Below are 26,391 nucleotides of genomic sequence, written 5' to 3'. Positions count from 1 at the left end.
GATCAAGCCGGTTGCAGCACCGACTGACCACTCAACGCCAGGTCCAGCAACTCGCGGTTGGCCACGGCATACATGGCGTAGTCCGTACCTACAGCAGCACGAATCTCAACCATCATCGCCACCCAACGCTCGGCCATGTCCTTGTGCTGCTCAAGCCACAGGGCCACGCGGGCTTCCATGTCTTGTGGCGCGTCGGCCATTTGCAGGACGGAGATGGTGATTGCACGCTGCTGCCAGTCCACGTCATCGCGGAAGGCTTCGCGGGCCTGGGCCTGCCAGTTGTTGGCTACCGGCAGATCGCTGATCTGCTGCAGGTACCATGGCAAGTCCAGGGCGCTGCCGACGGCGAAGTAGGCCTTGGCCACTTCGGCAGCGTCATGCCCGGTGACGTCAGCGGCTTCGATGATCGGCAGCAAGGTGTACAGGTGAGCCGTGCCTGCAACCATGCGTGCCAACAGCTCAGGAACACCGGCTTCGGTGTAGGCCTGGTAACGGTTCTGCCAACCTTCACGGGTCGGGCCTTCCAGCAGTTCGTCGAGCTTGAGGCCCAACGCCGCCAGGTGCGGACCGAAGTGCGCGGTGTCACGGCCAGCGTCCTGCTCGTTACGACGGCTGCGCAGGAACCAGCGCGTGGCGCGACGACCCAGGCGCATCAGCTCGTCCATCAGCTCCAGTTGCACGTCAGCCGACACCAGGTGGTCCAGGGCTTCGATCTGGCGGAACCAGTGCGGGAGATGGAAGATGTCACGCACGATCACGTAAGCGCCGGCTACGTTCGCCGGGGTCATGCCGGTCGACTCTTTGAGCCGTTGAACGAAGGTGATACCCATGTGGTTGACCAGATCGTTGGCGATCTGGGTGCTGACGATTTCGCGTTTGAGGCGGTGGCGGCGCATGGCCTCGCCGAACTTGGCGACCAGGCTCGGTGGGAACGCGGTCTCCATGTCTCGGGTCAGGTAGTCGTCATCCGGTACGCGAGACTTGAGCAGCGCTTCCTTGAGGTCGATCTTGCTGTACGAGATCAGCACCGACAGTTCCGGACGGGTCAGGCCCTTGCCATTCGCGGCGCGCTCGACGAGTTGCTCCTCGGTCGGCAGGTACTCGATGGCGCGATCCAGCTTGCCACGGCCTTCCAGGTCGCTCATCAGGCGCTTGTACTCGGCGGCACGCTCGTAGGCACGGCGCGCAGCCAGGGACAGGGCCTGGGTCTGCTTGTAGTTGTTGCCCAACACCAGGTTGCCGACTTCGTCGGTCATGCTCGCCAGCAACTGGTTGCGTTGCTTGTCGGTCATGTCACCGGCCTGCACCACTTCGTTGAGCAGGATCTTGATGTTCACTTCGTGGTCGGAGCAATCCACACCACCGGCGTTGTCGATGAAGTCGGTGTTGGAACCGCCGCCATTGAGGCCGAATTCCACACGACCCAGCTGGGTCATGCCGAGGTTACCGCCCTCGCCCACCACTTTGCAGCGCAGCTCGTTGCCATTGACGCGCAGTGCGTCGTTGGCTTTGTCGCCCACATCGGCGTGGCTTTCAGTGCTGGCCTTGACGTAGGTACCGATACCGCCGTTCCACAACAGGTCTACCGGCGCCTTGAGCAAGGCGTTCAGCAATTCGGTCGGGGTCAGCTTGTTGGCCGAGATGTCGAAGCGCTCTTTCATCTGTGGCGAGATGGCAATGCTCTTCGCGCTGCGCGAGAAGATACCGCCGCCTTCGGACATGATGCGGGTGTCGTAGTCGGTCCAGGCCGAACGCGGCAGCTCAAACAAGCGCTGGCGCTCAACGAAGCTGGTGGCCGGGTTAGGGTTTGGATCGATGAAGATATGCAGGTGGTTGAAGGCCGCGACCAGTTGCAGCTTGTCGGACATCAACAGGCCGTTACCAAACACGTCACCGGCCATGTCGCCGACGCCCACAACAGTGATGCTGTCTTCCTGTACATTGATGCCGCGCTCACGGAAGTGACGCTGTACACCGACCCACGCGCCCTTGGCGGTGATGCCCATTTTCTTGTGGTCGTAACCGGCGGAACCACCGGAGGCGAACGCGTCGCCCAGCCAGAAGCCGTAGTCGATGGCGATGCCGTTGGCGATGTCGGAGAAGGTCGCAGTGCCCTTGTCCGCAGCCACCACCAGGTACGGGTCATCGTTGTCATGGCGCACAACGTTGGCCGGCGGTACCAGGGCGCCGTCTTTCAGGTTGTCGGTGATGTCCAACAGGCCGGAAATGAAGATGCGGTAGCAGGCGATGCCTTCGGCCGCGATCTCGTCCCGGCTGCCGCCCAGTGGCAGGCGACGCGGCAGGAAACCGCCCTTCGCCCCCACTGGCACGATGACCGAGTTCTTCACTTGCTGGGCTTTTACCAGGCCAAGCACTTCAGTACGGAAGTCTTCTTCACGGTCGGACCAGCGCAAACCGCCACGCGCCACGTTGCCGAAGCGCAGGTGCACACCCTCAACCCGTGGCGAGTACACGAAGATTTCAAACTTCGGCACTGGCTTAGGCAGCTCAGGAATCGCGTGCGGGTTGAACTTGAAGCTGAAGTACGACTTGTTCTGACCGTTGGCGTCGGCCTGGTAGAAGTTGGTACGCAGGGTGGCCTTGATCAGGTCCAGGTAGCGACGCAGGATGCGGTCTTCGTTGAGCACCTGAACGTCGTCCAGGGCGCTGAGAATCGCTTGTTCCAGGCGTTGCTGCTTGTCTTCCAGGTCTTCGGCGGTGAGTTTGCGGGCCAGGTAGAAGCGGGTCTTGAACAACCGGGTCAACTCGCGAGCGATGTCGGTGTGGTTGTTCAGGGTGCTGGCGATGTAACCCAGGTCAAAGCCCAGGCGGATCTGCTTCAGGTAACGGGCGTAGGCACGCAGCAAGGCCACGTCGCGCCAAGGCAGGCCAGCAGTCAGTACCAGGCGGTTGAACGCATCGTTCTCGGCGTCGCCATGCACGATGTGCACGAACGCGTCTTGCAGGGTGTCGTTGAGCTGCTGGATATCCAGGTTCACGCCTTCGGCGGCGATGAACGCGAAGTCATGGATCCAGAACTCACGACCATTGGCGTGACGCAGGCGATACGGGAACTCACCCAGCACGCGAAGGCCGAGGTTTTCCAGGATCGGCAGCACGTCGGACAGCGCCAGCGGGGTGTCGGCATGGTAGAGCTTGCAATGCAGCTCGCGTTGGCCGGAGACCTGGCCCAGCGGCTGGTAGAAGCTCATCACCAGCGGGTTGGCTTCGGTCAGGCTGTTGAGGTGCTGCATGTCGACCACGGCCGAATGCGCAGCAAAACGCTCGCGGTAACCGGCGGGGAAGCCTTTCGGGAAGTCGGCCAGCACGTTGGTGCCTTGGGCTTCGCCGAAGCTTTCCACGACCAGGCTGGAGTAGTCGTCCTGCCAGCTGCGGCAGGCCTGCACCACTTCTTTTTCCAGTTGCAGCGTGTCGATGTCCAGGCGGTTCTTCGGGTCAACCCGCAGAATCAACTGCACGCGCGCCAGCACGGACTCGGAGAAGAAGGTCCAGAATTCGCAGTCCGAGGCCTTCAGGCGATCCATCAGCACTTGCTGGATTTTCTGGCGCACTTCGGTGGAATAGACGTCGCGCGGCACGTAGGCCAGGCAGTAGCAGAAACGACCGTACGGGTCTTTGCGCAGGAACACACGGATCTTGTTGCGTTCCTGGATCTGCACGATCGACATCACGGTGCTGAACAGCTCGTCGACCGGAGTCTGGAACAGGTCATCACGCGGCAGTACCTCAACGACTTGAGCAAGCTCCTTGCCCAGGTGAGCCTTGGGCTGGAAGCCGGAACGGCGTTCGATTTCCGCGACCTTGCGGCGGATGTACGGGATCACCCGCACGCTTTCGCCATACACCGAGGAAGTGTACAGGCCCATGAAACGGTGTTCCTTGATGACCTTGCCGTCGGCGCTGATCTCACGGATCGACACGTAGTCCGGATACGCCGGGCGGTGCACGCGGCTCGGGTGCGCAGCCTTGGCGAACGACAGCACGGTCGGCTCACGCAGGTACGACACTGCATAGTCTTCGATGCGCAGGTCGTCGGCGGTAAGGCCAGCGCGCAGCAGTTTGGTCAGACCGAGGAAGGAATCGGCGTCATATTCGATATGACCGCCATCCGCCTCGTCACGTACCACAAACTCTTCATAGCCGAGGAAGGTGAAGTGGTTGCCCACCAGCCATTCCAGGAAGTTCTTGATCTCGGCTTTTTCTTCGCCGTCGATGCTGAACTGGCTGGCGTCGATACCGGCCAGCAGGTCCTGGACCTTAGCTTTCATCGGTTCGAAATCAGCCACGGCCACGCGCACTTCGCCGAGCACCTGCTCAAGCTCTTTGCTCAGCACGCTCAGTTCGGCGGCGTTGGCGCAGCGATCAATTTCCAGGTACATCAGCGATTCTTGCTGGATGCCTTCGCCCTGGGTGCCTTTCGGCAGGATTTCCAGCAGCTCGCCCTTGGCACCACGACGTACGCTGAGCACGGTGGTTTGCAGGGTGTGGATGCTGTAGCCACGGCGGTTCAGTTCGGTGCGGACCGAGTCCACCAGGAACGGCAGGTCATGGTGCAGCACTTCGACCGCGGTGTGGGTCGACTGCCAGCCATGACGTTCATAATCGGGGTTGTAGACCCGCACCTGCGGCTGGGTGTGGTCAAAGCGCTCAAGCAGGCGCCACGCAGAGAGGGTGCAGCCGGCCAGGTCGGAAAGGCGACGCTGGGTCAGTTCGTCCAGGGAAATGATGCCGAAGAATTGTTCAGCAAACAGCGCCACTTGTGGCAGTGCCTGTTCACTGATGTGCTGGGCCAGTGCCGCTTGCAGTTGATGCTGGAAGTCGGCCTTGCTGGCTGCGGTGAAGAACGCCATCTGTGGTACTCCGCTTGGGCTTGTTATTGATGGAAGCGTCGCGTGTTATCCCCTTGGGGGACCGTCAGCTCTGTTCGCTGGTAATTCTGGAAACACCATAAACGAATCAGAGTGACAGGTGGGTGAAGCTGGACAAGACAATCAGGTCACATACAACTTCCATAAGATGCGCACCTTGCCGGGTGACGGTACGACGGGCAGGTCAGGCGCCTGGCGGGTGCACATCCGTTGCGCAGCTTAACGAGTGTAGGAAGACAGCTGCTTGCGACGCTGCGACATATTCGGTCATCGGTAAGCAGGCTTGGGGTTGCGACTTGGGCAACCCGGATTTCCAGGTAGAAAAACCGGCGCTTTTCAATCCCCCGAGTACCAGAAGTGACTGATTCAGCCGGCCAGGTCATGCACGGGGTCTGACACTGGATGCAGCACAAAATTCGTCGCAATGGCACAATTGCCCCCATCACGCCCTACCCCAGACAGGATTCCCCATGCTGCAACTGAAAACCGACGCCCTGATGGTCACCCCGTGCGACGACGAAGAAGACAACATGGCCATGCTCTGCTGCCACGGCAAAAACGGCGAGATGTTCATGCTCACCCGTTATCCCGATGAAGAGGAGGTGGAACTAACCTGGGACTACGCGCCGTCGACCCTGGATGGGTTGAAGGTCACGCTGAGTGAGACGACCGTGCTGGTAGAACTCGCCGCCGGCGATGCCGACGCGTTGGGTGGCAAGGATCAGTTGCAGATCACCCATGCCACGGCCGTGTCGGACATGGCCGAAGTTGAAGAAACCCTGCAGAACATCCTCAAGGGCACCGGTACCTTCTCCCGGACTTAAGTCACTGTTTAGTGAGCGGGCTTGCCCCGCTCACTAAACACCCGGTCCAGCCCTCATTCCTCGCGGACACACAAAAATCCTACAAGTTTTGCCAAAAATACCCGTTACGTCGTTAGTCGCCTGCCCCCTCGATGGATTAAAGTAAGCCCCCCAAGCCCGGCGTTTTTTACTCGACGCCTGCGCTCATCTCTCCAGGAACCGTCATCGATGGAACATCGTGAAGCGCTGCTTGCGCTGCGAACTTTTCTTTCTACGCAGATTCTCGGCCAGGAAAAACTCATCGATCGCTTGCTGATCGCCTTGCTCGCTGACGGCCATATGCTGGTAGAAGGCGCGCCGGGCCTGGCCAAGACCAAGGCCATCAAAGAGCTGGCCGAAGGCATAGAAGCGCAGTTCCATCGAATCCAGTTCACCCCCGACCTGTTGCCCGCCGACATCACTGGCACCGAGATCTATCGCCCGGAAACCGGCAGTTTCGTGTTCCAACAGGGGCCGATCTTCCACAACCTGGTGCTGGCCGATGAAATCAACCGCGCGCCGGCCAAGGTGCAATCGGCGTTGCTGGAAGCCATGGCCGAGCGCCAGGTCAGCGTCGGACGCAGCACCTACGACCTGTCGCCGCTGTTCCTGGTCATGGCCACGCAAAACCCCATCGAGCAGGAGGGCACCTACCCGCTGCCCGAAGCCCAGCTCGACCGGTTCCTGATGCACGTCAAGATCGGCTTCCCCGACGCCGCCGTCGAGCGGCGCATCCTGCAACAGGCGCGTGGCGAAGCCCTGAACGGCGAAACCAAGCCTGAGCGCCGCGTCAGTCAACAGGCGATCTTCGCCGCACGCAAGGAAATCCTCGGCTTGTACATGGCTGATGCGGTAGAGGAATACCTGGTGCAGCTGGTGATGGCCACGCGCACCCCGGCCAAGTTCGACCCGGAGATGGCCGAGTGGATCGCCTATGGCGCCAGCCCACGCGGCTCCATCGCCCTCGACCGCTGCGCCCGCGCCCATGCCTGGCTGGCCGGTCGCGACTTCGTCAGCCCGGAAGATATCCAGGCGGTGCTGTTCGACGTGCTGCGCCATCGCATCATTCTGTCGTTCGAGGCCGAAGCCGCCGGCATTGACCAGGACCGCGTGGTGCAACGCATTCTTGACGTCGTTGCCGTCGCTTGAAACCCATGAACGCCAGCGATGGAATCCGCGTCACGCTCAGCGAATTGATCGAGATGCGCCACCGTGTGCGCGAAGTGCAGCTGTTTTCCACGCCAAGCCAGCGCAGCCCGCTGATCGGCCTGCATCACTCCAAGCTGCGCGGGCGCGGTGTCGACTTCGACCAGGTGCGCGTGTACCAGGCCGGCGACGATGTGCGCACCATCGACTGGCGCGTGACCGCGCGCACCCAGGAACCGCACACCAAGCTGTTCCACGAAGAGCGCGAGCGACCGATTTTTATCATTGTGGAGCAAAGCTGCCGGCTGTTTTTCGGCTCAGGGCAGATGTTCAAATCGGTGCTGGCGGCCCAGGCGGCCAGCCTGATCGGCTGGGCGGCGCTGGGGCATAACGACCGCGTGGGCGGGTTGGTATTCGGCGATAGCGAACACTACGAAATCAAGCCGCGCCGCAGCAAACAAAGTCTGCTGCAACTGCTTAACCGGTTGGTGCGCGTCAACCAGAGCCTGAACACCGAAAGCCGCCCCGAGGCTGACGCGCTGGGCATGGCCCTGCGCCGTGGCCGCGAAGTGTTGCGCCCAGGCAGCCTGGTAATTGTGATCTGCGATGAACGCGCGCTCACCGACGGTGCCGAGCAGCAATTGAGCCTGTTGTCACGGCACTGCGACCTGCTGCTGTTGCCCATCTCCGACCCGCTGGACCACGCCCTGCCCGCTGCCGGGCTGCTGCGTTTCGCAGAACGCGGTGCCCAGCTGGAACTGGATACGCTGAACGTCGATTTGCGCCAGGCCTACAAGGCCCAAGCCGAAGCGCGCATCGCCCGCTGGGAACTGCTCGCCCAGAAGCTGCGCATCTTGTTGATGCCCTTGAGCACCCAGAGCGAAATGGTCGAGCAACTGCGCGAGTACCTCAACCCGCAACGTCCGGTTAAAAAACAATGAACAGCCTTGACCAACTGCAACCGCTGATCGCCCCGCCAGCCGTCGGCTTTTGGCCACCTGCGCCGGGCTGGTGGTTGTTGCTGCTGGTGATTCCACTGCTCGGCTGGGGGCTTTGGTCACTGCGACGCTTCCTGCCAACCCGTCGCCCCATCGCCCGCGCCGAGCAACCGCTGGACCCATTGCGCATCGCCGCCCTCGCGGAACTGGCGCTGATGCCCAAACCCTACGACGGGGCCCCGGCCGGCGCGTGGTTGCAGCAACTCAACGGCCTGCTCAAACGCCTGTGCCGCAACGACTATCCCTACAGCCAGAGCCATACCCTCAACGGCCGAAAATGGCTGGCCTTCCTCGACAACCGCTGCCCCGCCGCTGGCCTCACACGCTGGATGGTGTTGGTGGAAGGCGCCTACAAACCCGAATGCAAACTCGACGACAAGGCCATCGCCGGCCTGACCCAAGCGGTCGACACCTGGATTCGCAAACATGTTTGAGTTCGCCTGGCCGTGGATCTTCGCCCTGTTGCCCTTGCCCTGGTTGATGCGGCTTGTGTTGCCGGCAGCCGACAGCGGCGAGCCGGCGTTGAAAGTCAGCTACCTCAGCGACCTCGAGGGCCTCGCTCGCCGCCGCGCCCGCGTCAACCTGCCCGGCTGGCGCCAGCAAGGGCCCTTTGTGGTGCTGTGGCTGCTGCTGTTAACCGCCGCCGCCCGCCCGGAATGGCTTGGCGAGCCGCTGCCGATTGCCGCCAGTGGCCGCGACCTTCTGGTGGCGGTGGACGTGTCCGGCTCCATGGACTTCCCCGATATGAACTGGCAAGACGAGGACGTCAGCCGCTTGAGCCTGGTCAAACACTTGCTCGGCGATTTTCTTGAAGGCCGTGAAGGTGACCGCGTCGGCCTGATCCTGTTCGGCAGCCAGGCCTACCTGCAAGCACCGCTGACCTTTGACCGCCACACCGTGCGCACCTGGCTGGATGAAGCGCGCATCGGCATTGCCGGCAAGAACACCGCGATTGGCGATGCCATTGGCCTGGCCTTGAAACGCCTGCGTCAGCGCCCGGCGCAGAGCCGTGTACTGATCCTGGTCACCGACGGCGCCAACAACGCCGGGCAGATCGACCCACTGACCGCCGCGCGCCTCGCCGCTGAAGAAGGCGTGAAGATCTATCCGATCGGCATAGGCGCCGACCCGGAACAAACCGGCTCACTGGGCATCCTCGGCGTCAACCCGAGCCTGGACCTCGACGAACCGGCACTCAAGGCCATCGCCGAGGCCACGGGCGGTCAGTACTTCCGCGCCCGTGATGGCGAAGAGCTGCAAGCGATCAAGGCAACGCTCGACACGCTCGAACCCGTTGAGCAGCAACCCACCCAGGCACGCCCGGCCCTGGCCCTGTACAGCGCGCCGCTGGCCTTGGCATTGGTGCTGAGCATGTTGCTGGTGATCCAGGAACGCTGGCCGAACAACGCCTTGCATCGGTGGTTCACCAAATTGTCGAGCAAGGGGATTTTCCTGCAACAGCACCCGGAATGGCGCCAGCGCCTCACACGCCTGCGCTTGCGGAGGCGTCGATGATCGACCTGTGGCCGCACTGGTTCCGCCCTTGGTCGCTGTTGCTCCTGCCATTGCTCGGCTGGTTGCTGTGGCACCTGTGGCATCGGCAAAAGCGCGCCGGGCGTTGGCAGATGATCCTACCGCCGGCCTTCCACGCCGTGTTGCTCAGTGGTGGTAACGGGCGCGAAAGCAAATCGCCATGGGTGGTGCTCGGCATTGCCTGGCTCTTGGCCGTGCTGGCGCTGCTTGGGCCCAGTTGGCAAAGGGTTGAGCAGTCCAGCCAGAAACCCTCCGATCCTTTGGTGGTGCTGCTGGAACTGACCCCGGAAATGCTCGCCACCGACAGCCCGCCCAACCGCCTGGAACAGGCGCGGCGCAAGCTGTATGACCTGTTGCAGGCACGCACCGATGCGCAGACCGCCATCGTCGTTTACGCCGGCAGCGCCCACACCCTGGTGCCGCTGTCAGACGACCTGGGCACCAGCCGCAACCTGCTCGAAGCCCTGCGCCCGTCAATCATGCCGGAGCCCGGCCACCGCGCCGACCTGGCAGTCGAGAAAGCCCTGGGCCTGCTCAAACAAGGCGGCCTCGGCCAGGGTCGTCTGTTGCTGATCGGCTCGTCGCTGTCCAAACAGGAACGCCAGGGCATTCGGCTGCTGCTGCAAAGTAGCCAGGCGCCGACCCTGTCGATCCTCGGTATCGGCAGCCGGGAAGGCACCCCGGTGACCCAGGAAAGTGGCGAGTTCCTCAAGGACGAACACGGCGCGATCCTGGTGCCACGTCTGGACAGCCCGACGCTCAAGGCGTTCGCCAGCGAAATGGGCGGCCGCTACCGCGCCGCCCGCCTGGACGACAAGGACCTGCGCCAACTCGGTGTACTGGACCCGCCACACACCTTGCGCAACGACGCTCAACGGCTGCACCTCGACACCTGGGCCGACCAGGGTTACTGGCTGCTCCTGCCGCTGTTGCTACTCGCTGCCTGCGCCGGTCGGCGTGGCTGGTTGTTCTGCCTGCCCCTGCTGCTGTTGAGCGCGCCACAACCCAGCTATGCCTTCGGCTTGCAGGACCTGTGGCTGCGTCCCGACCAGCAAGGCCAATACCTGCTGAAGCAGAAACGCCCCGCCGAAGCCGCCGAACACTTCGAAGACCCACAGTGGCAGGGCGTAGCGCTCTACGAAGCCGGCAACTATGCCGAGGCCATCAAGCGTTTCGCCGAGAGCAATGACGCCTACGCCCACTACAATCGGGGTAACGCCCTGGCCAAGTCCGGTGAGCTGGAGGCCGCCATCGACGCCTACGAACAGGCCCTTGAAGCACAACCCGACTTGCAACCGGCCCTGAAAAACAAAGCGCTGGTGGAAACCCTGATGCAGGAAAAAGAGCAGCCCGAACCCGATAAGCCAGCCAATAACGAGGATGACGAAACCACCCAACCCGGCCAAACTGCGCAACCGGGCGCGAGTGGGCAGAGCACCACGGGTGGCGAGCAGTCACCCCAAGGCCAGGGGAAAGCCGGCACCGGCGACACACAGGCCGGTAATACGCCGCACACCGCAGGCAATGAAGTGCCGGGCAGCGAACTGGGCGACGAACAAACCACTACCCCGCCGCTGCTTCCTGCCGACGCCAGCCTCGACGGTGAACGTCGCCAGGCCCTGGAGCAATGGCTGCGGGAGATCCCGGACAATCCCGGCGAACTGCTGCGCCGCAAATTCTGGTACGAACAGCAACAACATCAGGACAAGACTCGATGAGCCGTCGCACCACCCTACTGTTCCTGCTCGCACTCTCGGCAGGCCACGCCCAGGCGGCGAGCCTGACTGCCAGCGTCGACCGCAGCCGCCTCAACTCCGGGGAAACGGTGGAGCTCACGGTAGAGTCCAGCGATGTAACGCAGTTCGGCAAACCCGACCTGTCGCCGCTGGATGCGCAGTTCGAAGTCAGCGGTACGCGGCAGATCAACCAACTCACCACGCTGGGCGGCGATAACCACGCCACCACGCGATGGATCATCACGCTGCTGCCCAAGGAAAACGGCACGGTGCTCATCCCGCCCCTGCAAGTAGGCGCGTACAAGACCCAGCCGATCAGCCTGCAAGTGATAGAAACCGCTAGCCAGAACACAGCCGCCGAACTGGCCCCGGTGTTTGTCGAGGCCAATCTTGACCAGACCAGTGTCTACGTCCAGGCCCAGGCACTGTTGACCGTGCGGGTGTACCACTCGGTGTCGCTGTATGACGACAGCAGCCTCACGCCGTTGCAGATTGCCGACGCACGCGTCGAGCAATTGGGCGAGTCACGCACCTACGAGAAGGTGATCAACAGCATTCGCCACGGCGTGATCGAAACCCGCTACGCGATTTACCCGCAGCACAGCGGCACGTTGGCAATTGCGGCGCAGACGTTCAGCGCCACGCTGGTTGAGTCGCGCCCGCCGCAAGAGAACACACTGCAAGGCACCAAACCCGGCAAGCTGATCCACGTCAGCTCGGCGCAGCTGCCGCTGGTGGTCAAGCCCAAGCCGGCGCTGTATCCCGCCGATACGCCCTGGCTACCGGCGCGCAGCCTGACCCTGAGCGAAAACTGGAACCCGGAGCCCGAGCATGTCCAGGTCGGCGACTCCCTGACCCGCAGCCTCACGGTCAAGGCCGAAGGCCTGTCCAGCGCGCAACTGCCGGCCCTGCCTAGCACCGAGATCAACGGCCTGCGCCGCTACCCGGACCAACCGGTGCTCGGCAACCAGACCAACGACCGCGGCCTGATCGGCAGCCGCGAAGACCGCGAAGCCCTGGTGCCCAACCGCGCAGGTGCACTGGAACTGCCTGCCGTTGAAGTGGTGTGGTGGAACACCCACGAAGATCACCTTGAGCGCACCAGCCTGCCGGCCCGCACCCTGCAAGTGGCGATCAACCCTAGCCTGGTGGTCGACACTCCCGCCACGCCCACCGTCATCACCGCCCCCGATGACAACCACCTGTGGCTGTGGCAACTCAGTACCCTGCTCCTTGCCTGCACCACCTTGCTGGGCTTTGGCTTGTGGTGGCGCGCACGCCGACAGCCCGCCGTACTGCGCGCCGCACAAACCGGCCCGAGCCCGCGCACCCTGCTCGACGACCTCAAGCGCGCCACCCAGGCCAACGACCCCCAGGCCACCCGCCAGGCCCTCGACGCCTGGGCACGGCAACAGCCGGAAACCCTGGCAGACATGGCCGCGCGGTTTGTGCCGCTGTCGGACGCGTTGGACGGCTTGAACGGCGCGCTGTACAGCGAGGGCGGCCATTATTGGCAGGGTGAAGACCTGTGGCGTGCGGTGAAGGCCATCACGGTGGCTGAGCGTGAGTTGGATCCCGCCGCCGACACCACCAGCCTGCCGCCGCTATATCCCAAGTAACCGCTATTTCACTCGGTTAGCGATCCTCACGGGTATGCCACAGGCGCAACAGATAAACAGTGGAACCCACTATCTCGTAACGCATTTCGTAATGGCCGATCAGAATCCGGCGCACATCCCTGGGCTCGAATTCTTCCAGGCGCTCGCCTATACGCGGATTGGGCAGCAGCGTAATGAGGGCAGCCGTGAGTTGCTGCACGGTTCGTGCGGCGGCAGGTTGACTCACTAACGCCAGAAATTCATACAGTCGGGCAAGGTCGGAAAGCGCCTTGGCTGTCCACTTCAATTCCATCAGCGCGGCACCGGCAATGGCGTTTCGCTGCTGAGGCTATCAGCCCAGGCCTGGACTGCCTGGTGATCAATCACGCGGCCGGCGTCAACATCAGCCAAGGCCTCAAGGGTCAGGCGACTACGCTCCTCTTCCTGGTCTATCCATGCCGACAGAGCCTGCTTGACGATCCAGTTTCTGGAGCGATCAAGGCGCTCTGCCATTAAATCGACCTTTTGGGCCAGATGCTCAGGAACATGAGCGGTGACGGATCTGGTTTTTGAGGGGATTGCCATGATGGGGTGGCTCCTGATCAGTACATGTTCTCTTGACGCATCATTATGCCCCGCTGTGCGGCAGTATGAATCAAAGTTAATCATAGCGACTTACGGTACAGCATCAAGTGCCTGTATCGACATGGGTTGTGAAGGCCAGCAATCCCTATCCCTTTAATTTGCGGGACGTTTCCTAGACAACCCCACGGCCTTGCGCCTGCTCAGTTCACTGGCTAGCCGTCGCTCCGTCGCTGTTTATCAGCGATCGGGTGTTTCTATCTGACACACCGCATTCGCGAGCAAGCCCGCACACAGTTGATCTGTGTCACCCGCAGGCACCGTGTGTGCTTTTACGGGTAAACTCCCCTCCTTTTCATCTATTCCACGGAGTTCGCCTTGCGTCTGTTCCACACCTCCGACTGGCACCTTGGCCAAAACCTCCACGGCCAGGAACGCGATTTCGAACACGCCTGTTTCCTCGAGTGGCTGCTGGGCCAACTCAATGCCCAGCGCCCGGATGTGCTGCTCATCGCCGGCGATATCTTCGACACCGTCAACCCGCCGCTCAAGGCTCAGGAGCGGCTGTATGACTTCATCATCAGCGCCCACGAGCAAAACCCCAAGCTGACCATCGTGATGATCGCCGGCAACCACGACTCCGGCTCGCGCATCGAACTGCCCGCGCCATTGATGCGTCGCCTGCGCACCCATGCGCTCGGTCGCGTGCTGTGGCTGGATGACGGCCAACTGGATGCCGAACGCCTGCTGATCCCCCTGCCGGATGCCAAGGGCAAGATTGCCGGCTGGTGCCTGGCCTTGCCATTCCTGCGCCCGGCGGAAGTCACCGGTGCACACCTGGGTGACGACTACCTGCGCGGTATCGGCCAGGTGCATGAATGGCTGATCGCCGCCGCCAACGCCAAGCGTAAAAAAGGCCAGCCGCTGATTGCCATCAGCCATGCGCACATGGCCGGAGGGTCGGTGTCGGAAGACTCCGAGCGCAGCCTGATCATCGGCAATGCCGAGGCGCTGCCGGCCAGCCTGTTCGATAAAAGTGTCGGCTATGTCGCCCTCGGCCATTTGCACAAGCCGCAGAAGGTCAATGGCGAAGAGCGGATTCGCTACAGCGGCTCGCCGATTCCGCTGTCGTTTTCCGAAATCAGCTACAAGCACCAGATTCTCGACGTGACGTTCCAGGGCCAATGCCTGGTGAGTGTCGAACCACTGCTGATCCCGCGTTCGGTTGACCTGCAACGCCTGGAGGCTGCGCCGCTGGCGGATATCCTCAAGGTCTTGGCCGAGTTGCCGGACGTCGACCTGCTCGCCGAAACCCAGCGCCACCCGTGGCTGGAAGTACGTGTACGCCTGGACGAGCCGCAACCCGACCTGCGCCAGCAAATCGAAACCGCCCTGCAAGGCAAAGCCGTGCGCCTGGTACGCATCGCCGCCGAATACGCGGGTAAACGCGCCAGCGCCAACACGGACGACGAGCGCCTGATCGAGCTCGACCAGCTCACGCCCCAGGAACTGTTCAGCCGCGCCTGGCAGGACAGTTACGGCAGTGAAGTGGATGAACAGACCTTGAAGGATTTCGCCGTGCTGCTCCAGGAAGTGCAACAGGAGGAGCAACAGCCATGAAGATCCTCGCCATTCGCCTGAAAAACCTCGCCTCCCTGGCTGGCCCGTTCGAGATCGACTTCACCGCCGAGCCCCTGGCCAGCGCGGGGTTGTTCGCGATAACCGGTCCCACCGGGGCCGGTAAAAGCACCCTGCTCGATGCACTGTGCCTGGCGCTGTTTGGTGCGGTGCCGCGCCTGGGCGATACCGGCCAGGCCAAGATGCCGGACGCCGACAGCGACATTTCCATCGGCGACCCGCGCACCTTGATCCGTCGCGGCACCGGTGGTGGTTATGCCGAAGTGGATTTTGTCGGCGTCAGCGGCCGCCGCTACCGTGCGCGCTGGGAAGCCAACCGCGCCCGCGACAAGGCCAGTGGCAAGTTGCAGAACAGCCGCCAGAGCCTGATCGACCTGGACAGCGAGCAACTGCTGGCCAGCCAGAAAACCGAATACAAGACCCAGTTGGAACTGGCCCTGGGCCTGAACTTCGAGCAGTTCACCCGCGCCGTATTGCTGGCGCAAAGCGAGTTCAGTGCCTTCCTCAAGGCCAACGATAACGAGCGCAGCGAACTGCTGGAAAAGCTCACCGACACGGCCCTCTACACCCAGCTTGGCCGACGCGCGTTCGACAAGGCCAAAGACGCCAGGGACGCGCACAAGCAGTTGCAGGACCAAGCCACCGGCGTGGTGCCCCTGGCCCCTGAAGCCCGCGCCGAACTGGATCAGCAGTTCGACGCCGCAAACGCCCAGCTCAAGGCCCAACAGGCCCAACTCAAGCAGTTGGAGCGGCAACACACCTGGCTTAAGGAACTGCGCGAATGGCAGGAACGCCAGCTCGCCGCCACCGAACAACTGCAGCGCGCGCAGGCTGATTGGGATGCCCAGGGCCCGCAACGCCAGGACCTGAGTCGCCTGGAGCACTTGGCGCCGCAACGTCATCAGTTCGCCCGCCAAGCCGAACTCAACAGCGTGCTTGCCCCGTTGGCCGTGCAGATTCAGTTGCATATCGAACAACAGGGCCAACTGCATAGTCGCCAGACGCAGGCCGAGCAACAGCAAGCCAGCGCGCAAACCGCGTTGGCCGAGGCGCTGAAAAACCAGGCCGATGCCGTGCCTTTGCTGCGCCAGGCGTTTGAAGAGCAGAGCACCCTCGCCCACTTGACCAAAGAGCTGGCCAAGCGCACCGAGGACAAACAGCAGCACGAACACGCCTGCACCGAAGGCCAGGCCCGGCTTAACGGTCTGCTGGAAAAGCAGAACCAAGTCGCCGAACGCCTCCAACGCCTGGTCACCGAACTTGATCGCAGCGCCGCCCTCGCCCCCTTGAGCGACGCCTGGACCGCCTACCGCGATCGCTTGCAACAGCTGATGTTGATCGGCAATCGCCTGAACAAAGGCCAGGCTGAGCTGCCGCAACTGGAACAACGCGCTACCGCTGCCGCTGAACAATTCACCCAACAGCGCGGCGCGTTGGACCTGCTCTACCAGGAAGCCGGCGCCGAACCCCATGCCGTGGCCGAGCAAATCCAGTTGCTGGCCAGCCTGCTGCAAGACAATCGCAAACAACAACGCGCCTTCGAAGACCTGACGCGCCTGTGGGACAGCCAGCAACAGCTGGACCAGCAAGCCAGCGTACTGACGCAAAAGCTCGCCGATGCCCAACAGCAACGCGAGCAACTGAACCAGACCGGCCTGCAAACCAAAGCGGAGCTGACCATTGCCGAACAAACCCTGGCGGTCACGAAGCAACTGCTTGAGCGCCAGCGCCTGGCCCGCAGCGCCAGTGTCGAGGAATTGCGCGAGCAGTTGCAGGACGACCAGCCCTGCCCTGTGTGCGGCAGCCACGAACACCCGTACCACCAGCCCGAAGCGCTGCTGCAGAGCCTCGGTCGCCATGACGAAAACGAGGAAGCCACGGCGCAGAAAGCCGTCGACTCACTCAAGGAAAAGCTCACCGAGCTGCGCGGCGAAGTCGGCGGTCTGATCGCCCAGCAAAAGGAATACCTGCAACAGCAGGAGCAACTAGCGACGCAACAACAAGCACTCAAGCCCAGCCTGGATGCGCACCCACTGTCGGCCGCGCTGTTCAACCAGGAGGCGGCCAAACGCAGCGCCTGGCTTGATCAACAGTTGAGTCAACTGACCCAGAGCATCGCCCAGGACGAACAACGCCAAGGCGCCCTGCTCAACCTGCAACAAAACGCCGGGCGCTTGCAGCAACAACTGCAAGCCGCCCAGGAAGCGAGCCAGCAGGCGCGTCAATTGCTGGTGGATCAGCAACGCGAGTTGGCCAGCGACCGCGAACGTCTTGAGCAGGAACTGACTGCCTTCGCCAGCTTGTTGCCCGCCGAAACCCTGGAAGGTTTGCGTGCCGAGCCGGCCGCAACCTTCATGCAGCTGGACCAGCAGGTCAGCCAACGCCTGGAACAGCTCGGCCATCAACGCGATGAGCTGGCCGAGCAACAAGAACGCCAACAGGCGATCGAGAAAGAACAGACCCATCAGCAGCATCGTCAGCAGCAACTCGATGCGCTGAATCAGCAGGTCAACGAGTTGGCCGCCCAGCAACAAGCAGCTCAGGACAAACTCGGCGCGTTGCTGGGCGAGCACAGCAGTGCCGAACACTGGCAACAGCAGTTGGATCAGGCCGTGACCCAATCACGCCAGAGTGAAACCGACGCCAACAAGCAGTTGCAAGAGATCCACAACGCATTGATCCAGTTGGCCGCCGATCTCAAGGCCCAACAGGAGCGTCAGCAAGCGTTACACGCCGAGCAGCAATCGCTGGGCACACGCCTCAGCGAGTGGCGCGCCCTGCACCCGGAACTCGATGACGACGGCCTCAACCGTCTGCTGGCCTACGATGACGCCCAGGTCAGCCAATTGCGCCAGCAGTTGCAGCACAGCGAAAAAGCCGTCGAACAAGCCAAGGTCCTGCTGCAGGAACGCGAGCAACGCCTCGCCGAGCACCAGGCCCTGCACAACGGCAACCTCGACGCCGAAGCACTGGACAGCGCCCTGGCCGCGCTCAACCAGCAGTTGGCCGAGGGAGAGAAAGCCTGCGCCGAATTGCGCGCGCGCCAATCCGAAGACCAGCGCCGCCAGGATGCCAATCAGGCCTTCGCCGAGCAGATCGCCAACGCCTATGACGAATGGCAACGCTGGGCACGCCTGAATGCGCTGATCGGCTCGGCCACGGGCGACACGTTCCGCAAGATCGCTCAGGCCTACAACCTCGACCTACTGGTGCACCACGCCAACGTGCAATTGCGCCAATTGGTGCGTCGCTACCGCCTCAAGCGCGGCGGCAGCATGCTGGGCCTGTTGGTCATGGACACGGAAATGGGCGATGAATTGCGCTCGGTGCATTCGTTGTCCGGTGGCGAGACGTTTCTGGTGTCGCTGGCGTTGGCCTTGGGCCTGGCGTCGATGGCCTCCAGCACGTTGAAGATCGAGTCGCTGTTTATCGACGAAGGTTTCGGCAGCCTGGACCCCGAGTCGCTGCAGTTGGCCATGGACGCACTGGACGGTTTGCAGGCCCAGGGCCGCAAAGTGGCGGTGATCTCCCACGTGCAGGAAATGCACGAGCGCATTCCGGTGCAGATCCAGGTCAAGCGCCAGGGCAATGGCTTGAGCACGCTGGAGGTCAAGTGAGTGAGGCGTTGCTGTATTCGTTTCGGCGCTGCCCGTATGCGATGCGTGCGCGCCTGGCGTTGCGCTATTCGGGGGTGCCCGTGCGCATTATCGAAGTGAGCCTCAAGGCCAAGCCGGCCGAGATGCTGGCACTGTCGCCCAAAGGCACGGTGCCGGTGTTGAGCGTGAATGGCGAGGTGATCGATGAAAGCCTGGCGATCATGCAATGGGCGCTGGCGCAGCACGATCCGCAGGATTGGCTGCTGCCGGGTAACCCGGCGGTATTGGCGTTGATTGCCGAGAACGATGTGGGCTTCAAGTATCACTTGAATCGATACAAGTATGCCGAACGCTATCCGGAACAACCGATGGAACATTATCGGGCCGAGGGTGAGGTGTTCTTGCGCGCACTTGAGGGATTATTGGCGAACCACGAGTACCTATTCGCCGATCACCCAAGCCTGGCAGACATGGCCCTGGCGCCGTTTGTGCGGCAGTTCGCCCATGTGGATCGGGAATGGTTTGCCGGTGCACCGTATCCCCGGTTACAGCAGTGGCTGGAGCGCTTCCTGCAATCGCCGCTGTTCATTGCCGTGATGGCAAAGAACTGACACCCGGCGTCAAAAGGGCTCACTGCAAAGAGCCTGTTCCACAAGCTATTCGGCTTAGCCTTCAACCAGGTTAAGCAACCGCTCACGGGCAATCTCCGGCTCACCGTCCACCCCTTGTATGGAGGACAGGATGGGGGCGGAGTAGAGAACCAGGATGAGTGCGGCGAGTCGGAGTGCCATGCTGTCGATTCCAGGAATAAATGCGTCAATATTTGAGCGTCAAATTTAAACACATGGCAATGTGATATCAATCATTTTTATTCTGCAGATGCACAAACGCCAAACCACTCGAACGAGCCAGGCTTCGTTCCAGTGGTTTGGCGTCTGCTTTTGTGCAGGTTATTGCTGAGTCTTGTGATCCAGTGCGGCGTAGAAGTTGGCACTTTGTTGCAGGTATTTCTGGGTGTAGGCGCTGGTGCTGGATTTTTTGCCGGAGACTTCCACACTGGCCGCCGCTGGCAGGGCAACAGTGGCGGAAACTGCGGAAGCGGCGATGATGGAGAAGAGATTCAAGTTCATGTCGGTAACCCTTGTGTTCGTTTGGTTGAGTGGCCTGGGAAGGCCTTGGAACCAAACTTACGCCCGAGGGTTAAACCTTAGAAATGCTTTGAAACAGTAGCCGCTATTAATAAAATTAATACACCGGGTCAGGCCCCACAGTGCGGGGCCTGTGGCTTATTGACGCACTAGGAACTTGAGGTCACTGGGGGCATCAATCGCCAGTTTCTGCACGGTTTTACCCAGCAGACCGGTTTTGGGGTCGCGTTCAACCACCACGATTTCGTTGCTTTTCTGGTTGGCGATCAGCAAAAACTTGCCGCTCGGGTCCAGGCTGAACTCGCGCGGGTGGTCGCCTTCCACGGAACGGCGTTGCAGTTCCTTGAGGTGCGCGGTGGCCGGGTCGATGCTGAACACCAGCAACTGATTGGCCGTGCCACGGTTGCTCACGTAGAGGAATTTGCCATCACTGGACGCATGCAGCGCGGCGCTGGCCTTGTCTGACACCGGTTGCTCGGCCGCCAAATCCACCCGTTGCGTCTGGGTCAGTTGCCCATCTTTGTAGTCAAACACCGCGACCTGTGCGCTCATCTCGGTGGTCAGCCAGGCATGCTTGCCATCAGCGCTGAACAACAAGTGACGCGGACCGCTGCCCGGCGGCAGTTGCACCGAGGCCGGAGTGGCCGGGGTCAATGGCAGTTCATGATTGGCCTTGGGGTCGTAGTGATAGGCAAACACCTTGTCTGCGCCCAGGTCCTGCACGAACACGTAGTTACCATCTGGCGACGACACCACCGAATGTACATGGTTGGATGCCTGGCGCTCCGGGTTGACGCGGCTGGCCGGGTGGCCGCTCAGTTGCACCGGGGCTGACAGCTTGCCCTCGGCATCGACCGGCAGCACCGCCAGGCTTCCGCCCGGATCTTCCACTACCGAGTAGTTGGCCACAAACAGGTAGCGCCCATCGGCGGCCACGCTGGAATGGGTGGGCTCGTTGCCAAGGCTCTGGACCTGGTTGATCAAGGTCAACTGATGATTCTGCGGATCAATGCTGTAGCTGCTCACGCGGCCGACCGCATCCTTTTGGCCCGGCCCGTTTTCGTTGACCACAAACAGGTGCTTCTGGTCCTTGGAGACCGTCAGCCATGACGGGTTCGCCGCCTTGGCCGCTAACACCGGCTGGCCTTGGAACGTGCCGGTACGGCTGTCGAATTGCAGGCGGTAGATGCCTTGGCTGGTGCCAGCAGTGTAGGTGCCCACCAGCAGTTCATAGGTGTCGGCCGGCGCGGCTTGCACCGACATCGCGCCTACGCTGCCGGCCATCAGCAGGGGCCAGAATTTACGCATCATCCGCTTCATCCTCGTCGTTGTTGTTGTCGCCCTTGATCGCACTCAGGCAGACCAGACGGTGTTCACCGTCTTCGTTGCTCAAGAGCCAGCTTTGCAAGCTGCCATCAAAGGTGGCGGCGTTCAGTTGATCTGGACTGAACGTCCAACGCTTGAGTTCCCGGCCGTCCATGCTTTCGATCTGCAAGTGCTGATCGAACGTGAAGTCGAAGGCGTGCAGCCCGTTGATGATCAGCATGTCGCTGTCTTTCAGGGCGGTGCTCAGGTTGGGTGCTGCGTCGGTCATGATGTGAAGTCACTGCGGGGGAAAAGACACATGATAGGTCAATTCCCCCGCAGTGCCTTGCGGCAATGGTCTCTATCGGTCAGTGAGCAAACAAAGAATTGCCCTTCTGCCCCGCCAACTTCTCCGGTTTGATCAGGAACCGCGCCAGCGCCGGCAGCAGCCACAGCGCACCAAACATGTTCCACAGCAGCATGAAAGTCAGCATCAAGCCCATGTCGGCCTGGAACTTGATGGCCGAGAAGATCCAGGTGCACACGCCAATCGCCAAGCACAAACCGGTGAACAGTACGGCTTTACCGGTGGACTTGAGCGTCTGGTAGTACGCCTCTTGCAGCGGCAGGCCGGCACGCAGGAAGCTTTCCAGGCGGCTGTAGATGTAGATGCCGTAGTCCACGCCAATCCCCACGCCCAAGGCCACTACCGGCAAGGTCGCGACCTTGACGCCGATCCCCATGAACGCCATCAGCGCGTTGCCGAGCACCGAGGTCAGCACCAGCGGCAGCACGATGCACAGGGTCGCGGCCCAGGAGCGGAAGGTGATCATGCACATGGTCGCCACGCACAGGTACACCAGGATCAAGATGGTCAACTCCGATTCCTTGATCACCTCGTTAGTAGCTGCCTCGATCCCGGCATTACCAGACGCTAGAATGAATTCCAGGCCATCCTTGTTGTTTTCCTTGGCAAAGTCCTGCACCGCATGCACCGCGCGGTCGAGGGTTTCGGCCTTGTGGTCGTTGAGAAACACCAGCACTGGCGCCACGGAGCAGTTGTTGTTGTACAGGCCATCGGCACGGGCGATGGAGTTGTTCAGCACATCCGGGTTGCGCGACAGCGTTTCCCATTTCAGGTTGCCCTCGTTCATGCCCTTGATCATCTGCTTGGACACGGTCACCAGCGAGATCGCCGACTGCACGCCTTCAGTGTTCTGCATCTTCCACATCAACTGGTCGATGGGCGCCATGGTTTCATAGCGCGAGCAGCCTTCGGCCTTGGTCTTGACCATGACCACTAGCACGTCAGAGCTGGTCGAGTAGTTGCTGATGATGAAGTTGTTGTCTTTGTTGTAGCGCGAGTCCGGGCGCAGTTCCGGCGCGCCTTGGTCCAGGTCGCCGATCTTCAGGTTCTGGCTGTACCAGAGGCCACCACCAAAGGCGACCAACGCGAGCAGGATCGAGACTGGCGCCACTTTGGCGCTGGCGAATTTCGACAGCAGGCGCCAGAACGGGTGTTCGCGGTGCGCGTCTTTCTTGCTTTGGGCAATGGCGCGCTTGCTGATGCCGACATAGGAGATCGCCACCGGCAGCAGGATAAGGTTGGTGAACACGATCACCGCCACCCCGATGGACGCGCCGATGGCCAGTTCGCGGATCACGCCGATATCGATGATCAGCAGCGTGATAAAGCCAACCGCATCTGCGAGGATCGCGATCATTCCCGGCAGGAACAGCTGCCGGAATGTGCGTCGCGCCGCCGTCAGCGCGTTGTCCGCCTCACTGGACTGCAGCGCGATGCCGTTGATCTTCTGCACGCCGTGGGAAATACCGATGGCGAAGATCAGGAACGGCACCAGCATCGAATACGGATCGAGGCCAAAACCGAAAAAGTGCATCAACCCGAGCTGCCAGACCACCGCCACCAATGTCGTGCTCAACACCGCAATGGTGCTGCGCAGGCAGTGGGTGAACCACAGCAGCAGAATCAGCGTGATGACAAACGCGATGCCAAAGAACAGCACCACCATCACCAGGCCATCGATCAGGTCGCCGACCTTCTTGGCAAAACCGACGATGTGGATCTTGACGTTGGGGTTCTGCGCTTCGAACTTGTCGCGAATCTTGTCTTCAAGCTCATGGGAGAACTTGCGGTAGTCAAGGGCCAGCAACGTGCCTTGGTCCTGCGGATCCGGGTAAGACTCCAGCAGCGGGATATCGACAATGCTTGATTTGAAATCGTTGGCTACCAGGCGCCCGACCTGGCCGGACTTGAGCACGTTGTTGCGCAGTTGATCAAGGCTTTGCGGCGAGCCGTTGTAACTCTGCGGAATCACTTCACCACCGGCAAAGCCTTCTTCGGTCACTTCGGTCCAGCGTACGCTGGGGCTCCACAGCGACTTGAGGCCCGAACGGTCGACGCCGGAGATGTAGAACACTTCGTCGTTGATCTGGCGCAGAGTCTCCATGTACTCCTTTGTAAAGATGTCGCCGTTCTTGGCCTCCACCGAAATGCGCACCGTGTTGCCCAGGTTGGCCAGGTCGTTGCGGTGCTCCATCATCTTCTCGATGAAGGGGTGCTTGAGGGGGATCATCTTTTCAAAGCTGGTGGACGGGCGAATCAACGTCGCCTGCCAGAACAGGAAAATACTCACCAGCAGGCAGATGACGATCACTGCCGGGCGGTTGTTGAAGATCAGGCGCTCAAGAAAGGTCGCTTTATCGTTGTGATGACTGCTCATTCTTTGCCCGCCTTCTTATTGTTTTGTCGGTTCGGCGCCGGTGGGCATGGCAACACGAACGCCACCCTGCCCGGCCAGAATCAAGTTGCCGTTGCCTGCCGCCGTGACGGCCGACAGCGAAATACGGTCCGGACGATTGAACACGCTGAAGGTCGCCCCATCGTCATGACTGATCACCACGCTGCCACCGTTGCCGACGACAACGATGGAACCGTCATCCAGCAAAGTCGCGCCCGACAAACCAAACTCCAGCGCTCCCCGCGCCGCGTTCAGCTCGACTTGTTCCCAGGTGCTGCCGAAATCCGTGGAGCGGTAAAGGTTGCCACGCAAGCCATAAGCCAACAGGGTCTGCGGTTGGGCGGTGCTGATCACGCCAAACAGCGAGCCCTCGTAAGGGCCTTCGAGTTTTTCCCAGGTCTGGCCGTCGTCGCTGGAGCGGAACATGTTGCCTTGCTCACCGACGATGAACAGGCCGGCGTCCTTGATATGGGCGATGGCGTTGAGGTGGAGCTGGTCTTCGTTGTCGAGGCGGTCGCTGACGTCGTTCCAGGTTTTGCCGCCGTCGGTGGTTTCGATCAACGCACCGTAGGCGCCGACGGCCAGGCCGTGATTGGCGTCGTTGAACCACACGTCGAGTAACGGGGCTTCGCGTTTGAGGTCTTGATACTGCTGGGTCCAGGTAGCGCCACCATCGGAACTGGCGAGAACTTGCGCATCATGGCCCACCGCCCAGCCCTGCTTCTCATCGACGAAAAACACCGCCGTGAGCAGTTGCCGGGTGGGGACTTTGGCTTGGGTCCAGGTGCTGCCCTGGTCATCGGAATAGAGGATATGCCCGCGATCCCCAACGGCCACCAGGCGCTTGCCGGCATGGACCACGTCGATCATCAGGCCTTTGGCGGCCTTGGGGGATTCAATCGCAAACGCAGGCGTTGCGGTGGTATCGCTGGCTGCCAGTGCGGACGTTGACAACACGCCACCGACCAGCAACGAGAGCGCTGTGGCCAACAACGCAACCGTGCGTGCGGCGCGTGGGCGGCAAACAACCCAACCCATGACAGGCTCACTCATAGACCTTTCTCCCATTTATTATTGTTATCGCCTGCCTTCCGGGGCCTTGAAACCTGCAATCTAGAGCGCCTGGAGGAAGCAGGGGCCATCCTATCGGGCTTTCGAATCGTCTGACAATCGGCGCTACGTTATCTTTTGTTAACTGATGCCGTTTCCCCCTCGCCTGAATATAGCTGCATTCGCTGGGGTGATCTTCGACAGGCTAATGAATTTTTATTCCATATCTTGAATTTAAAGAATTTTTATTCCATTAATAGCCTCTCTCAAAATAATAATGCAAAGGACCACGGCAATGCGCGAACTCGGAATCGGCTTGATCGGCACAGGCTTCATGGGCCGCGCCCATGCGTTGGCATTCAACAATGCGAGAGCGGTATTTGAGCTGCCGGTACAGCTCAAGCTGGCCGCCCTGGCCGATGCCGACACCGAGCGTGCCCAGCGCTGCGCCAACGCCTGGGGGTTTGCCCAGGCCCACGGCGACTGGCAGGCGTTGATCAATGATCCCGGCGTCGATGTAGTGGCCATCACCACCCCCAACCATTTGCACTACCCCATGGCCATGGCCGCCATCGCCGCAGGCAAAGCCGTGTACTGCGAAAAACCCCTGGCCGTGAACCTGGAACAAGCCGACGCCATGCGCCGCGCCGCCCGTGCGGCCGGCGTGGTCACGCGGGTCGGCTACAACTATCAGCACAACCCGATGATCACCCTGGCCCGACAGATGATTGCCACTGGTGAGCTTGGCGAGATCATCAGCTTCCAGGGGGAATTCAGCGAAGACTTCATGGCCGACCCGTCGTCGCCTTGGTCGTGGCGTTGCGAAGTGGAACATGCCGGCGGCGCACTGGCGGACTTGGGCAGCCACTTGCTGTCGATGGCACGTTATCTGGTGGGGGATGTAGTCAGCGTGTGCGCCGATACCCACACTGCCCACGCCCAGCGCCCTGCCGTCAAAGGGAGCAAGGATTTGAAACCCATCGCGGTGGACGATCAGGTGCATGCCCTGCTGCGCTTCGCCAACGGCGCGCGCGGCACGGTGAGCAGTAGCTGGCTCAAGCATGGCTACAAGAACCACCTGAGCTTCGAGATCAGCGGGACGAAAGGCACCCTGGCGTTCGATCAGGAGCGCTTGAATGAGTTGCGCGTTTGCCGGGTTGGTCAGGAGGGTTTCCAGCGTCTGTTGGCCGGTCCCGCCCTGCCCGGCTATGCGGCGTTCAGCCCGGCTGCGGGGCACCAGTTGGGGTACAACGAGTTGAAAACCCTGGAAGTGCAGGCGTTGATCCTGGCCGTGGCGGGCCAAGGTACGGATGGCACTGACTTTGAGGCGGCATGGGAGGTTGAGCGGTTGGCGACGGCGATTCGCCTGGCTGCCAGGGAAGAACGCTGGGTAGCCGTGAACTCACTCTAAAATCCACCACAGAACTTTGTGGGAGCTGGCTTGCCTGCGATAGCGGTGTAACGGTTACACCGCTATCGCAGGCAAGCCAGCTCTTATCAAACAAAAATTAACTCATTGTTTTTGCTCTTAAAATTTAAGCCGCTTTAACCAGCTGCAATCCCAGTTT

20 protein-coding genes are annotated in these 26,391 nt (G+C 61.4%); 11 read left to right on the top strand and 9 right to left on the bottom strand.

The features are described 5' to 3' along the window. Window positions 1–2: 2 nt before the first annotated feature. Window positions 3–4,871, bottom strand: coding sequence for an NAD-glutamate dehydrogenase (locus AACY08_RS23220; RefSeq protein WP_339471569.1), 4,869 nt, complete (start codon window positions 4,869–4,871; stop codon window positions 3–5). 488 nt (window positions 4,872–5,359) lie between these two features. Here AACY08_RS23220 and AACY08_RS23215 point away from each other — a divergent pair, with 488 nt between their 5' ends. The 7 genes from AACY08_RS23215 (at window position 5,360) to AACY08_RS23185 (ending at window position 12,763) form a co-directional block, all read left to right on the top strand. After that, on the top strand, window positions 5,360–5,713 hold the full coding sequence (locus tag AACY08_RS23215) for a hypothetical protein (protein ID WP_339471568.1): 354 nt from the start codon (window positions 5,360–5,362) through the stop codon (window positions 5,711–5,713). Window positions 5,714–5,920: 207 nt separating this feature from the next. Continuing rightward, window positions 5,921–6,880: an AAA family ATPase gene (locus AACY08_RS23210; RefSeq protein ID WP_003174327.1), complete on the top strand. Its 960-nt coding sequence runs from the start codon at window positions 5,921–5,923 to the stop codon at window positions 6,878–6,880. Between the two features lie 5 nt (window positions 6,881–6,885). Beyond that, complete coding sequence (locus tag AACY08_RS23205) at window positions 6,886–7,818, top strand: DUF58 domain-containing protein (protein WP_339471567.1); 933 nt, start codon at window positions 6,886–6,888, stop codon at window positions 7,816–7,818. Then, window positions 7,815–8,309 carry a DUF4381 domain-containing protein gene (locus AACY08_RS23200; RefSeq protein ID WP_339471566.1) on the top strand — a complete coding sequence of 165 codons (495 nt, stop codon included), beginning with the start codon at window positions 7,815–7,817 and terminating at the stop codon, window positions 8,307–8,309. Before AACY08_RS23205 ends, AACY08_RS23200 begins: the two co-directional genes overlap by 4 nt. Next, entirely contained in the window at window positions 8,302–9,390 is a 1,089-nt protein-coding gene (locus AACY08_RS23195; protein ID WP_339471565.1) for a vWA domain-containing protein, read from the top strand. The genes AACY08_RS23200 and AACY08_RS23195 overlap by 8 nt, the downstream gene beginning before the upstream one ends. Beyond that, window positions 9,387–11,126 carry a tetratricopeptide repeat protein gene (locus AACY08_RS23190; RefSeq protein ID WP_339471564.1) on the top strand — a complete coding sequence of 580 codons (1,740 nt, stop codon included), beginning with the start codon at window positions 9,387–9,389 and terminating at the stop codon, window positions 11,124–11,126. The genes AACY08_RS23195 and AACY08_RS23190 overlap by 4 nt, the downstream gene beginning before the upstream one ends. Beyond that, window positions 11,123–12,763, top strand: coding sequence for a BatD family protein (locus AACY08_RS23185; RefSeq protein ID WP_339471563.1), 1,641 nt, complete (start codon window positions 11,123–11,125; stop codon window positions 12,761–12,763). Before AACY08_RS23190 ends, AACY08_RS23185 begins: the two co-directional genes overlap by 4 nt. Before the next feature lie 16 nt (window positions 12,764–12,779). Here AACY08_RS23185 and AACY08_RS23180 read toward each other — a convergent pair whose 3' ends face one another. Beyond that, a complete protein-coding gene (locus AACY08_RS23180) occupies window positions 12,780–13,055 on the bottom strand; it encodes a type II toxin-antitoxin system RelE/ParE family toxin (RefSeq protein WP_339471561.1) in 276 nt (91 codons plus the stop codon). After that, complete coding sequence (locus AACY08_RS23175) at window positions 13,055–13,327, bottom strand: CopG family ribbon-helix-helix protein (protein WP_339471559.1); 273 nt, start codon at window positions 13,325–13,327, stop codon at window positions 13,055–13,057. The genes AACY08_RS23180 and AACY08_RS23175 overlap by 1 nt, the downstream gene beginning before the upstream one ends. Before the next feature lie 375 nt (window positions 13,328–13,702). Here AACY08_RS23175 and AACY08_RS23170 point away from each other — a divergent pair, with 375 nt between their 5' ends. From AACY08_RS23170 to AACY08_RS23160, 3 genes are read left to right on the top strand one after another with little or no spacing between them, the layout of a single operon-like run. Then, on the top strand, window positions 13,703–14,944 hold the full coding sequence (locus AACY08_RS23170) for an exonuclease SbcCD subunit D C-terminal domain-containing protein (RefSeq protein ID WP_339471558.1): 1,242 nt from the start codon (window positions 13,703–13,705) through the stop codon (window positions 14,942–14,944). Continuing rightward, window positions 14,941–18,579 (top strand): AAA family ATPase, encoded by a 3,639-nt coding sequence (locus tag AACY08_RS23165; protein WP_339471557.1) that lies wholly within the window; start codon window positions 14,941–14,943, stop codon window positions 18,577–18,579. Before AACY08_RS23170 ends, AACY08_RS23165 begins: the two co-directional genes overlap by 4 nt. After that, window positions 18,576–19,169, top strand: coding sequence for a glutathione S-transferase (locus AACY08_RS23160; RefSeq protein WP_339471556.1), 594 nt, complete (start codon window positions 18,576–18,578; stop codon window positions 19,167–19,169). The genes AACY08_RS23165 and AACY08_RS23160 overlap by 4 nt, the downstream gene beginning before the upstream one ends. Window positions 19,170–19,223: 54 nt before the next feature. On the opposite strand, the gene AACY08_RS23155 is transcribed toward AACY08_RS23160, so the two are convergent. The 6 genes from AACY08_RS23155 to AACY08_RS23130 all read right to left on the bottom strand — a co-directional run bounded on the left by AACY08_RS23155 (window position 19,224) and on the right by AACY08_RS23130 (window position 24,811). Continuing rightward, entirely contained in the window at window positions 19,224–19,349 is a 126-nt protein-coding gene (locus AACY08_RS23155) for a hypothetical protein (RefSeq protein ID WP_339415919.1), read from the bottom strand. 159 nt (window positions 19,350–19,508) lie between these two features. Next, window positions 19,509–19,688 carry a hypothetical protein gene (locus AACY08_RS23150; protein ID WP_016980181.1) on the bottom strand — a complete coding sequence of 60 codons (180 nt, stop codon included), beginning with the start codon at window positions 19,686–19,688 and terminating at the stop codon, window positions 19,509–19,511. Window positions 19,689–19,844: 156 nt separating this feature from the next. Next, window positions 19,845–21,017 (bottom strand): lactonase family protein, encoded by a 1,173-nt coding sequence (locus AACY08_RS23145; protein ID WP_339471555.1) that lies wholly within the window; start codon window positions 21,015–21,017, stop codon window positions 19,845–19,847. Further along, complete coding sequence (locus AACY08_RS23140) at window positions 21,007–21,300, bottom strand: DUF5629 family protein (protein ID WP_339415915.1); 294 nt, start codon at window positions 21,298–21,300, stop codon at window positions 21,007–21,009. Before AACY08_RS23140 ends, AACY08_RS23145 begins: the two co-directional genes overlap by 11 nt. A 79-nt stretch (window positions 21,301–21,379) precedes the next feature. Then, window positions 21,380–23,755 (bottom strand): efflux RND transporter permease subunit, encoded by a 2,376-nt coding sequence (locus AACY08_RS23135; RefSeq protein ID WP_339471554.1) that lies wholly within the window; start codon window positions 23,753–23,755, stop codon window positions 21,380–21,382. Between the two features lie 15 nt (window positions 23,756–23,770). Beyond that, complete coding sequence (locus AACY08_RS23130) at window positions 23,771–24,811, bottom strand: WD40/YVTN/BNR-like repeat-containing protein (RefSeq protein WP_339471641.1); 1,041 nt, start codon at window positions 24,809–24,811, stop codon at window positions 23,771–23,773. Between the two features lie 307 nt (window positions 24,812–25,118). Here AACY08_RS23130 and AACY08_RS23125 point away from each other — a divergent pair, with 307 nt between their 5' ends. Next, window positions 25,119–26,234 (top strand): Gfo/Idh/MocA family protein, encoded by a 1,116-nt coding sequence (locus AACY08_RS23125; RefSeq protein ID WP_339471553.1) that lies wholly within the window; start codon window positions 25,119–25,121, stop codon window positions 26,232–26,234. Window positions 26,235–26,391: the final 157 nt, after the last annotated feature.

It is taken from the genome of Pseudomonas sp. EL_65y_Pfl1_R83, from assembly GCF_963970695.1.
Classification (GTDB): domain Bacteria; phylum Pseudomonadota; class Gammaproteobacteria; order Pseudomonadales; family Pseudomonadaceae; genus Aquipseudomonas; species Aquipseudomonas tritici.
Note: the sequence above shows the minus strand (reverse complement) of the source record. Positions and strands in the feature narration are given on the sequence as shown.